The sequence below is a fragment of the Escherichia sp. MOD1-EC5495 genome, from assembly GCF_002965965.1.
Classification (GTDB): Bacteria; Pseudomonadota; Gammaproteobacteria; order Enterobacterales; family Enterobacteriaceae; genus Escherichia; species Escherichia ruysiae.
Window position 1 is genome coordinate 78,326 of record NZ_PTRI01000021.1, and the last position, 10,385, is coordinate 88,710.

At 47.0% G+C, this 10,385-nt stretch carries 13 protein-coding genes; 3 read left to right on the forward strand and 10 right to left on the reverse strand.

Annotation, left to right across the window (positions count from 1 at the left end):
- The first annotated feature begins 100 nt into the window (after positions 1-100).
- From zntB to dbpA, 3 genes are all read left to right on the forward strand, one after another.
- Positions 101-1,084, forward strand: coding sequence for a zinc transporter ZntB (gene zntB, locus BEG40_RS16990; RefSeq protein WP_016158374.1), 984 nt, complete (start codon positions 101-103; stop codon positions 1,082-1,084).
- A 274-nt stretch (positions 1,085-1,358) separates the two neighbouring features.
- Complete coding sequence (gene ynaL, locus BEG40_RS21865) at positions 1,359-1,532, forward strand: proline-rich small protein YnaL (protein WP_001296046.1); 174 nt, start codon at positions 1,359-1,361, stop codon at positions 1,530-1,532.
- Between the two features lie 29 nt (positions 1,533-1,561).
- Entirely contained in the window at positions 1,562-2,935 is a 1,374-nt protein-coding gene (dbpA, locus tag BEG40_RS17000) for an ATP-dependent RNA helicase DbpA (RefSeq protein ID WP_105285807.1), read from the forward strand.
- Positions 2,936-3,029: 94 nt separating this feature from the next.
- Here dbpA and ttcA read toward each other — a convergent pair whose 3' ends face one another.
- The 10 genes from ttcA to kilR form a co-directional block, all read right to left on the reverse strand.
- Positions 3,030-3,965, reverse strand: coding sequence for a tRNA 2-thiocytidine(32) synthetase TtcA (gene ttcA, locus BEG40_RS17005; RefSeq protein WP_016158372.1), 936 nt, complete (start codon positions 3,963-3,965; stop codon positions 3,030-3,032).
- A gap of 51 nt (positions 3,966-4,016) precedes the next feature.
- Positions 4,017-5,252 (reverse strand): site-specific integrase, encoded by a 1,236-nt coding sequence (locus tag BEG40_RS17010; protein ID WP_000040859.1) that lies wholly within the window; start codon positions 5,250-5,252, stop codon positions 4,017-4,019.
- Position 5,253: 1 nt separating this feature from the next.
- Positions 5,254-5,469, reverse strand: coding sequence for an excisionase XisR (xisR, locus tag BEG40_RS17015; RefSeq protein WP_000079604.1), 216 nt, complete (start codon positions 5,467-5,469; stop codon positions 5,254-5,256).
- 99 nt (positions 5,470-5,568) lie between these two features.
- On the reverse strand, positions 5,569-5,757 hold the full coding sequence (locus BEG40_RS17020; RefSeq protein WP_001551036.1) for a DUF1187 family protein: 189 nt from the start codon (positions 5,755-5,757) through the stop codon (positions 5,569-5,571).
- Positions 5,750-5,944 carry a type I toxin-antitoxin system endodeoxyribonuclease toxin RalR gene (gene ralR / locus BEG40_RS17025; RefSeq protein ID WP_001317028.1) on the reverse strand — a complete coding sequence of 65 codons (195 nt, stop codon included), beginning with the start codon at positions 5,942-5,944 and terminating at the stop codon, positions 5,750-5,752. Before ralR ends, BEG40_RS17020 begins: the two co-directional genes overlap by 8 nt.
- 56 nt (positions 5,945-6,000) lie before the next feature.
- Positions 6,001-6,810, reverse strand: coding sequence for a recombination protein RecT (recT, locus tag BEG40_RS17030; protein WP_016158370.1), 810 nt, complete (start codon positions 6,808-6,810; stop codon positions 6,001-6,003).
- Positions 6,803-9,454: an exodeoxyribonuclease VIII gene (recE, locus tag BEG40_RS17035; protein WP_105285808.1), complete on the reverse strand. Its 2,652-nt coding sequence runs from the start codon at positions 9,452-9,454 to the stop codon at positions 6,803-6,805. Before recE ends, recT begins: the two co-directional genes overlap by 8 nt.
- 98 nt (positions 9,455-9,552) lie before the next feature.
- On the reverse strand, positions 9,553-9,828 hold the full coding sequence (locus tag BEG40_RS17040) for a hypothetical protein (protein WP_001307773.1): 276 nt from the start codon (positions 9,826-9,828) through the stop codon (positions 9,553-9,555).
- Between the two features lie 73 nt (positions 9,829-9,901).
- Complete coding sequence (locus tag BEG40_RS17045; protein WP_001427414.1) at positions 9,902-10,072, reverse strand: YdaE family protein; 171 nt, start codon at positions 10,070-10,072, stop codon at positions 9,902-9,904.
- Positions 10,072-10,293 (reverse strand): killing protein KilR, encoded by a 222-nt coding sequence (gene kilR / locus BEG40_RS17050; RefSeq protein ID WP_000560218.1) that lies wholly within the window; start codon positions 10,291-10,293, stop codon positions 10,072-10,074. The genes BEG40_RS17045 and kilR overlap by 1 nt, the downstream gene beginning before the upstream one ends.
- Positions 10,294-10,385: the final 92 nt, after the last annotated feature.

Consider the following 10,385-nt stretch of genomic DNA (forward strand, 5'->3'; position numbering starts at 1 on the left):
GGATTTTATTAATCATTTCAAGGTAATGGGGTGATGAGATTTTGCGTAACATGACCAGAAGACTAGACTACAAAATAATCCGTTGATGATGGGAGGCACTGTGGAAGTGATTAAGGGAGCGGACGTAAATGTCCCGGATGCAGTATTTGCCTGGATTCTGGATGGCAAAGGTGGCGTTAAACCGCTGGAAAATACAGATGAGATAGATGAAGCGCATCCTTGCTGGCTCCACCTCAATTATGTGCACCATGACAGCGCCCAGTGGCTGGCGACGACACCACTGCTGCCAAATAATGTGCGCGATGCGCTGGCGGGAGAAAGTACACGGCCCAGAGTCAGTCGTCTTGGCGAAGGGACGCTGATTACTTTGCGCTGCATTAATGGCAGTACTGATGAACGTCCCGACCAGCTGGTGGCCATGCGTGTTTATATGGACGGACGGTTAATTGTCTCGACCCGACAACGTAAAGTGTTGGCGTTGGATGATGTGGTTAGCGATCTGGAAGAGGGCACTGGTCCGACCGATTGCGGCGGCTGGTTGGTGGATGTGTGTGATGCGTTGACCGATCATTCCAGTGAGTTTATAGAACAACTGCACGATAAAATTATCGACCTGGAAGATAATCTACTCGATCAACAAATTCCTCCGCGCGGTTTCCTGGCGCTACTGCGTAAACAATTAATTGTTATGCGTCGCTATATGGCGCCGCAACGTGATGTTTATGCTCGTCTTGCCAGCGAGCGCCTGCCGTGGATGAATGACGACCAACGCCGTCGAATGCAGGATATTGCCGATCGTCTCGGACGTGGTCTGGATGAGATTGACGCCTGTATTGCCCGAACTGGCGTGATGGCAGATGAAATCGCCCAGGTCATGCAGGAAAATTTAGCGCGTCGCACGTATACAATGTCCTTGATGGCAATGGTCTTTTTACCCAGTACGTTTTTAACGGGATTATTTGGCGTCAACCTTGGTGGTATTCCTGGTGGGGGATGGCAATTCGGCTTTTCGCTTTTTTGTATTCTGTTAGTTGTTCTTATTGGTGGTGTTGCTTTATGGTTGCATCGTAGTAAATGGTTGTAACAAAAGAAAATTTGTCTACTTCCTGTATACAAAAACGCCGTAAAGTTTGAGCGAAGTCAATAAACTCTCTACCCATTCAGGGCAATATCTTCCTCGCAGGTGAATGCAACGTCAAGCGATGGGCGTTGCGCTCCATATTGTCTTACTTCCTTTTTTGAATTACTGCATAGCACAATTGATTCGTACGACGCCGACTTAGATGAGTCGGCTTTTTTTTGCCTGTTATTTGTCAGCGTCTACCCTTTAAGAGTCCACCCAATGACCGGAGGGAAATATGACGACACTCATTTATTTGCAAATTCCTGTCCCTGAACCGATTCCTGGCGATCCTGTTCCAGTGCCTGATCCGATTCCTCGTCCGCAACCTATGCCCGATCCGCCGCCAGATGAAGAACCGATTAAATTGTCGCATCGTGAGCGTAGATCTGCGAGGATACGCGCCTGCTAATTTTGCGTCGATGACCACGAGAATAGATTGTGACCGCTTTTTCTACCCTGAACGTTTTGCCTCCCGCCCAGCTCACTAACCTTAATGAGTTGGGTTATTTAATCATGACGCCGGTGCAGGCCGCCGCGCTTCCTGCGATCCTTGCCGGAAAAGACGTTCGCGTGCAGGCGAAAACCGGCAGCGGCAAAACGGCGGCATTTGGCCTCGGGTTGTTACAGCAGATTGATGCGTCGCTGTTTCAGACCCAGGCTTTGGTACTGTGTCCTACGCGTGAGCTGGCGGATCAGGTTGCCGGGGAATTGCGTCGGTTGGCGCGTTTTCTGCCAAATACTAAAATCTTGACCTTATGCGGCGGTCAGCCGTTCGGTATTCAGCGTGATTCGCTGCAACATGCGCCGCATATTATCGTGGCAACGCCGGGTCGTTTGCTCGATCACCTGCAAAAAGGCACGGTATCGCTGGATGCGTTGAATACGCTGGTGATGGATGAAGCCGACCGCATGTTGGATATGGGATTTAGTGATGCCATTGATGATGTGATCCGTTTTGCACCTGCTTCTCGTCAGACGCTTTTGTTTTCGGCGACCTGGCCAGACGCAATTGCTGCGATTAGCGGTCGTGTACAACGCGATCCTTTGGCGATAGAAATTGATTCGACAGATGCTTTACCGCCTATTGAACAACAATTTTATGAAACATCCAGCAAGGCTAAAATTCCGTTATTACAACGGTTATTAAGTTTGCATCAACCCTCGTCTTGTGTGGTGTTTTGTAATACTAAAAAAGATTGTCAGGCTGTGTGTGACGCGCTGAATGAAGTAGGGCAAAGTGCATTGTCGTTACATGGCGATCTGGAGCAACGTGACCGCGATCAGACCCTGGTACGTTTTGCTAACGGTAGCGCCCGCGTGCTGGTAGCGACCAATGTCGCAGCGCGCGGTCTGGATATCAAATCTCTTGAGCTGGTAGTGAACTTTGAACTTGCGTGGGACCCTGAAGTTCATGTACATCGCATCGGGCGTACAGCGCGTGCAGGAAATAGCGGACTGGCGATCAGTTTCTGTGCCCCGGAAGAAGCACAGCGCGCCAATATCATTTCTGACATGTTGCAGATAAAACTTAACTGGCAAACGCCGCCAGCCAGTAGTTCCATTGTGCCGCTGGAAGCAGAGATGGCGACGTTGTGCATTGATGGCGGGAAAAAAGCCAAAATGCGACCGGGCGATGTGTTAGGTGCATTGACGGGCGATATTGGTCTTGATGGCGCAGATATTGGCAAAATCGCTGTGCATCCGGCGCATGTCTATGTCGCAGTGCGTCAGAGTGTCGCCCATAAGGCATGGAAGCAGTTACAGGGCGGGAAGATTAAAGGGAAAACGTGCCGGGTGCGATTATTAAAATAACGAAATGTTGAATTGCCGGATGCGACGCTGGTTGCGTCTTATCCGGCCTATGCAAGAGTAGCCCGATAAGTTTGCGCATCGGGCGCTATCCTGGTTATTTCACTTCAACCACATTCAGCCGTAATTCATCCAGCTGATTCTCATCTTCTTCAGGCTGCCAGCCCGCAGGCTGTAGTGGGATCTCTTCGCGATCGAACGCCAGATCTCCGCCGTTAACCACTTCGGAACCGTGGGTAATACCTTTGAAATCGAAAAGACTGGTATCGCACAAATGAGACGGCACCACATTCTGCATCGCGCTGAACATCGTCTCAATTCGCCCCGGATAACGCTTATCCCAGTCACGCAGCATATCGGCAATCACCTGACGTTGCAGGTTAGGCTGTGAACCGCACAGGTTGCACGGAATAATCGGGAATGCTTTCGCATCGGCAAAGCGTTGAATATCTTTTTCGCGGCAGTAGGCCAACGGGCGAATAACGATGTGCTTGCCATCATCGCTCATCAGCTTCGGCGGCATACCTTTCATCTTGCCGCCGTAGAACATATTCAGGAACAACGTTTGCAGGATATCGTCACGATGGTGACCCAGCGCGATCTTCGTCGCACCCAGTTCCGTTGCGGTGCGGTAAAGGATACCGCGACGCAGACGAGAGCACAGTGAGCAGGTAGTTTTGCCCTCAGGAATCTTCTCTTTCACAATACCGTAAGTGTTCTCTTCAACAATCTTGTACTCAACGCCCAGCTTTTCGAGATACTCCGGCAGAACATGTTCCGGGAAACCAGGTTGTTTCTGGTCGAGGTTAACGGCAACCAGCGAAAAACTGATTGGCGCACTTTGCTGCAAATTACGCAGAATCTCCAGCATGGTATAGCTGTCTTTACCCCCGGAGAGGCAAACCATAATGCGATCGCCATCTTCAATCATATTGAAGTCAGCAATGGCTTCGCCTACGTTACGACGCAGACGTTTTTGCAATTTGTTCAGGTTGTATTGTTCTTTCTTTGTAATTTGTTGATTTTCTTTCATTATTTCAGTTCTCTGGTACTAAATGGGGCAAATTGGGGGCAAACTTTGCAACTACGATAACCGCGCATTCAACATGGCTACCTGTTCGTCGTTCATGTCATCAATCCACATACCGTAAATTTCATACACCATCTGCGCAGTTTCATGCCCCATCTGGCTGGCTATAAACGCCGGGTTCGCTCCTGCCGTCAACAGCCAGCAGGCAAAAGTATGCCGCGTATGGTACGGATTACGGCGGCGAATACCAGCACGTTTTACTGCTGCATTCCATCTCGCACCCAAACTGCTTACCGAGTAATAAGGTTTCTGTTTTCCGTTACACACTCTGGGCATGAAAACAAAATGCAGTTTTTGCTTTTCGGTTCTGCCGTACTCCCGATGATAAAAAGTGATTTCGCTTTTGCGATGATGCCCGGTCAGTTTGTATTGCTCCTTCAGTGCTTCAAGAGCAGGCTGCAGTAGTGTTACTGTCCGGATCCCGGCATTTGTTTTTGGGGGACCGAACATATCAAGTATCGTCAGGTTTCTTCTGACATTCACTATTCCCTTTTCGAGATCCACATCCTCCCACGCCAGAGCTGCCAGTTCCCCGTGACGAAGTCCTGAGTAAACGGCAAATTTCCACAAGTTCTGGCTCTGTCCTTTTTCACTTTCCATTAATGCATTGAATTCTGTTTTAGATAACGGATCAGGCTTTATTCTGTTTCGCTGTAATTTTTTTACTCCTTCAAATGGTTTGGTTGATATAAATCCCGACTGATACGCAAAACGCAACAGCGAACAGAGCAGGGCGATATAGTTATCAACTGTGCGCACGGTTCTTCCTTTTTTGTTGGATCTTGGATTATCCAGGTAAAGCGTTTCTCCATGCAGCAGTTCATTCCGGTAGTTTAAGATATCGCTATAACGAATATGTGATATCGGGGTACTTTCACAAATTATTATTCTGAGTGTTTTTAATTGTGATTTCGTTTTCTTCATTGTGTTTGTTGTTAACTCTGTCTCTTTAATTTTTGTCCAGATATCACAAAGTTCTCCGAACGTTTTTATGACTCTCGTTGTCACCATTTTTGCCCCAGTGCTGGACTGGGGAAAACGTCTTAAATACTCAAATTCACCGGAGTTTATTTCATGAACTATCAGCGATCTTAAATTTCCGGCCTTTTTAATATTACTGTTTGTAATCTCCCAGCCTTTTAATGTTTCCCGACATCGTTTTCCTCGAAACATGAACCAGATGCGAATGTATCTACCTCTAATCTCGACACCTGTTGGTAATTTAGACATATCATGAGTCTTTGATAAACTGATTTATCTTTGGATAGTTGTACCAGATAATCCCTCGCTTACTGTCTGGCTTCCCTAAAGGAGATACTCGTTTGAAGTGGAATCCTTCCACCCAACAGTTCTGGCGGTATGCTTCAATTTGTCTGGCCCCCAGACCAGTGCGAAGCATCAGGCCGTATTCAACCATCCACTCTTCATTAAAGATTACTTGTGCCATCGCATCACCTCTGGCAGGCGCCAATGTTAGACTGAAATTGACGCCCGATGTTGATTATTAATAATCAGCTATGAAGTTTTAATTTGAATACAATGCAATTCACGAGGACTGAAGTCTCTCGCAATTAAAATTTATCAGTTTTACTTTCTGCTCTCTGGAAACGGCTGCTTCTTTTTTACCTGAGAGCATTTTTTCGCATTCTGATTTCGTTAGTTTAGATTTTGAATATCTTGTCCAGTTAGTAGGAGTGCCACCTTCCTTTTCAATAGTGGCGGTAATTTTATACATGAACACCTCCATTATTATTTCCAGTGGTTCGTTTATTCCATCTTTCGAGTGCTTCTTTTTCACTTCCACCATAACCGGTTCGGGATTCGCATCCGTTACACTTCGCTCGGTAATATCCTGAAATGGCTTTCACCGTTACTGATGGACAACCACAAAATGGACATGGTTTAACATTGTCATATCTCATAATTTTTCTCATAAAAAATATTTCAAGTTGGCGGTGCATTACACCGCCAGACTGAATTATTCCTCTGAATTATCGATTACACTGTATTCCCCGGTTAATACAGAGGAATCTGCAGGATCGATTGTCAGTGGTTCCTTTTCATCCATTGATACTGCACGCTGGATCTCAATTGATACGGGCAGATATTTGAACAGGCGACGAATAGCTGTTTTCTTTGCCATTTCTTCCCAGTGAGTTACCCACGGCCCGTTATTACCAGCTTTACTCTGGCTGCGCACCAGCTCAATCTGTCTGCGCGTCATAACTTCAAACTGAGTACCTCCGTCTTTCAGTCTTGCGACAGCATAGACGTGGGTAACCGGGGCATCTTCGTTTTCTCCTGGGCGGTGTATTAACTTTTCATCAAGGCCAAATTCGAAATTAAATTCGTCACCTTCACGGACAACACGGGCTGACAGGCTGGCGATTTGACCTGAACGGCGAGCCAGATCAATCATGCCGCGATAGCCAATGATTAGCTGAACGTTTTTTTTACCGCTCTTTTCGTTTTTATTACCAAAAGGCAGTAAATATGCATGACCGAGGGCGCTACCTGGCTCAAGTCCGAGCTGTGAACACTGTACGATTGCACTGACAAAACTCATAGTGTCACAGTTTCCTAACGCCGGAACTTTACGAATTTCTGTGGTGGCGATACGGATCATACGTTCAGCCGTCATATGGCGTGGAAGAGCTGCTGCCAGTTGCTCTTTCATTGATGGCTGGTTAATAAAACTAATCACGTCGTTATTTTTAATTGCTGCTGGTGCACGGTTTCCCTGAGTTTTTTGCAGATCGGCTTTTGCGATTGGTGGTTGCTTAGTCATTTGCATATTCCTTAGCCCAGCGGGGCAGTGATAACGTCTTAATAGCTGGCCATTCATCGGTATTGAGGCAGTCAGCCAGGGTTCGCAGATTGCGGTGATATTCCAGCTGACCTGCCAGTTTTGCTTCTTCGCCCATCATGAAAATTTCAACCGGATAACGTCCGCATTCAATAGTTGTGCTGGCAACCAGAAAAACGAAAGTTGGCTGCACTCCAAACTGTGCTTCATAACCGTCACTGTAGAATGCATCCTGAACGTGATAGCGGTAGTCGTAATAAGCGGTTTTGAATCGTTGAATATCCGCCGTAGTTTTCACGTCCATGATCCAGTGAAATTCAGGGATAATTTTGTCCGGACGGCACCGACACAAAATTCCTGTTTCAGGATCTTCCCAGTAAATTGATGATTCAGCGTGTCCGGCGCTTTCAACAAGCCATTGCCCCAGCGGCAAAGCCATAACGCTTTGATACATCAGTTCAATTTTCCGGCCTTCTTCCGCAGTGATAACCATTTTTCCTGTGCTTGCGCATTCCATCAGAAACGCTTTCTCTTCTTCTTTTCCGGCGTTTGTACGGCGGTTAAATTCAGGTGCTACGATAAAGCGGTTACTGAATTCTTCCGGTTCAAGTACCCGGCAGTGGAAAGCAGTTCCTAAATCGAGCGTTTTTGTCTTTGTGGTGTCCACGGGGGCATTTTTACGCCACAAATACAGTGCCGGAGTATCAGCAATGTCATCGAGCTGAGACTTACTGACACCGGGACCTGCGTGGTAATTCTCATTCGAAATTCCGTAATAAATACCTGGCTCTATGTCTTCTACGATTACGGGATCTGCGACTTCGCCAGTTTCATCACTGCAATCGCGATGCGGATCGCTGCCAGCATTCTCATTGTGCGGATGTTCAGCGCCTTCCATTTCCTCCGGATCATTTTCCTTAGCTTCAACCTGATTCTCTTCATCGAATGTTTCCTGGTTTGTTGCGTCGCCCATCACCGCACCACAGTCAGGGCAGTTATCCCCGCCAGTCTGGCCGCAGGCATTGCAGGCTATTTCCGGTTCCTGTTGCACTACTGGCTCAGGTTGTTTCATATCCGGGCTGGTTTTTTCCGTTTCTGGCTGGTTCTGGTACACAGAATCGCGAGTCTGGATCCCCTTAACCCATTTCGGATCGTTCGGGTCGCTAATTCCGTCAACAAATTCACCACGTGATGCAGCAAGCAATTTATCGGCATCGACAGGATTTTTTGATGGAATGTTTTTCCGGGCTTCATGGAGTTCTGCCCGCAGTTCCTGATATTTCGCATCAACAGAATTTACCTGTGACTGAGCATCCAGCGGCTGCGTGTCCTGATGATGTTTAGTTGCGTCCGGTTCCATTGTTTCAGCCTCTCCCTGTTCATCTGCCGTTGTTCCAGATGGTTGCAGTTTTTCTTCATCATCCTGTTTTCCTTCTTCTGTTACTCGCTGCGGCATCGGGGCAGAGGAGCGACCGCAGGCAATATCCACGATTTCCGGATCAGTGTTGGCATGATCGGTTTCAGTCAGTACTTTGTTCAGATATGCAGTGACGTGAGCGGGGATGACCTCGATCCCAATTGGTGCTTCTTTCACGGACGCAACCACGATGGCGCGGGAATAATCCAGCCCGCCAGGCATGGTGATGAATTTGTCGCGGAAAACAGAAAAGGGCGGTTTATTTTCAGCGATAATTTCCTCAATGCGTTTAGCGTGTGCCGGATGAAGGTTATAGATGTCCACGTCCATTGAACGGGCCAGTACGCCAGTGGCTATATCGCGCGCCAGTGACGTCAGATCGTGGACGAAACCTTCGCCGCGATCTGTGAGGTTCCCGCCGCCAGCATTAGCACCGGAAGCCGTGCGAGTGATGCGTGAAACACGATTCCCTTTTCGCCATTCTTTTGTCAGAAGACCGCGATCAATGTGTTCGGTATCCAGCCAGGCTGAAATGAAATTCTTAAATTCATAGGGCTGATGTTTTTTAGTGATAGAGAAAACTGCCTTAATTGCATCAGTCAGGCGGAGCAGGGCGGCATTATCCAGAGTTGTCGGTTCTGCCATGCCGCGTATGGCCAACAGCAGATTCTGGACATAGCTGTTTTCCTGATCCATCTCAAGAGCAGTAATGTGTTCGCGTTGTTCTCGGGTGGCATGATGCAGGTATTTCCGATCCCCGGCCGCATACGTAAAAATGTGCAGAAGACGCTGTGTGAACCGCAAAGTGGCTACAGAGACTTCGCAATCCTGGCAATCCTCGTGGGCGTCTGCCTGCGCGTTTTCTTCCTGGCCTCCCGCCAGTTCGTTGGTTTCTTGAGCATTATCCTGGTGGTGAACGTCGTCTGGCGCTGCTCCCGGTTTTAGTTCCCATGTCATGGAGTCTTTGCTGAGTTGATAGCGTTCACTCCAGGTAAAATCGATCTCACCTTCAGGGGGAAGGTCATTAACGACAGGAAAATTTGTGGCAACAGCTTTAAAATAGTTGCTCAGTTTTTTACCTGACTTAACGATCAGGTAGTCCAGAGTGGCACAGGTCGATTCAAAATCGTCACTTGCCCACAGGACGACGTCAGGTTCACCGGATGATTTTTTCGCTTTTCGTAACAGGAAGAGTGGTTTTGTGCTCATTGTTTTTTAACCTCAACTCAGATTAAAATTACTGCGAGTGATGAATAAATGTCCCAGGTTCTTCACTCAGGCCTGCACGTTGTGCAGGCTTTCTTTTTTTAGATTTCACCTTTTAATTTCATTGCAATCAGAGTTGCCAGAAATCCGGCTTTTTTTTCTGCGGGCAGATTCTTTCCGATGTGAACCAGACTCATTTTTGTGACACCTTCATCAAGTGTTTTTACGTTGCCTGATGGGCCGTCAATATCAACCACAGTGAATGGGGTTTCTTTATTTTCTGTTTTAATCACGTAGCCAATACGCTTTCCTTCCAGATTAACCTCGTGAACAATGTCATCGGTAGTTACAACAGTGACTTCATAATTGGTAATCATTTTTTCTCCTTAATTAAGGTTGAGTGAATCCCTGCCATTGCTGGCATAAATTCAGTTTCGCATAGTCAGTTAATTAAAGTTCGTGTGCCATCTGGTCTTTTTCGGCACAATTTTCACTACAATATTTTTTCATTTCCGTCGTTGGGATAACTCCACGCATGAAATGAAGCGGTCTTTTAATGCTTTTGCTTTCTTCAATTCCTTTATTGCAAAGGTGGTAAGCACATTTTATTTTCTTAGTCATCACCATGACTCCGCCTTTACAGGTAAACCATCACGACCGAGGAAGACTTTAATCATGCAGTCAGAAATGCATGTTTTTGTAGTCAGGTTACGAATATAAAGTTTTCGCTTTTTAATATTGTTAGCCGAGGCGATATATGTCCGGCCTTCATGAAGAACATAATCACCAGGAGTCACACACTGACGTGGTATTTCATCAGTTCCGAAGTGATGTGCAATCATAATTATCTCCATTTTTACAAATGAACTTTGTTGATGCTAGACTGGCCCCCTGAATCTCCAGACAACCAATATCACTTAAATAAGTGATAGTC

Excerpts from the sequence above, each read along its gene's own strand:
- ynaL (WP_001296046.1), top strand. The coding sequence starts at position 1,359 with ATGACGACACTCATTTATTTGCAAATTCCTGTCCCTGAACCGATTCCT.
- ttcA (WP_016158372.1), bottom strand. The coding sequence starts at position 3,965 with ATGAAAGAAAATCAACAAATTACAAAGAAAGAACAATACAACCTGAAC.
- BEG40_RS17010 (WP_000040859.1), bottom strand. The coding sequence starts at position 5,252 with ATGTCTAAATTACCAACAGGTGTCGAGATTAGAGGTAGATACATTCGC.
- xisR (WP_000079604.1), bottom strand. The coding sequence starts at position 5,469 with ATGGCACAAGTAATCTTTAATGAAGAGTGGATGGTTGAATACGGCCTG.
- BEG40_RS17020 (WP_001551036.1), bottom strand. The coding sequence starts at position 5,757 with ATGTATAAAATTACCGCCACTATTGAAAAGGAAGGTGGCACTCCTACT.
- ralR (WP_001317028.1), bottom strand. The coding sequence starts at position 5,944 with ATGAGATATGACAATGTTAAACCATGTCCATTTTGTGGTTGTCCATCA.
- recT (WP_016158370.1), bottom strand. The coding sequence starts at position 6,810 with ATGACTAAGCAACCACCAATCGCAAAAGCCGATCTGCAAAAAACTCAG.
- recE (WP_105285808.1), bottom strand. The coding sequence starts at position 9,454 with ATGAGCACAAAACCACTCTTCCTGTTACGAAAAGCGAAAAAATCATCC.
- BEG40_RS17040 (WP_001307773.1), bottom strand. The coding sequence starts at position 9,828 with ATGATTACCAATTATGAAGTCACTGTTGTAACTACCGATGACATTGTT.
- BEG40_RS17045 (WP_001427414.1), bottom strand. The coding sequence starts at position 10,072 with ATGACTAAGAAAATAAAATGTGCTTACCACCTTTGCAATAAAGGAATT.
- kilR (WP_000560218.1), bottom strand. The coding sequence starts at position 10,293 with ATGATTGCACATCACTTCGGAACTGATGAAATACCACGTCAGTGTGTG.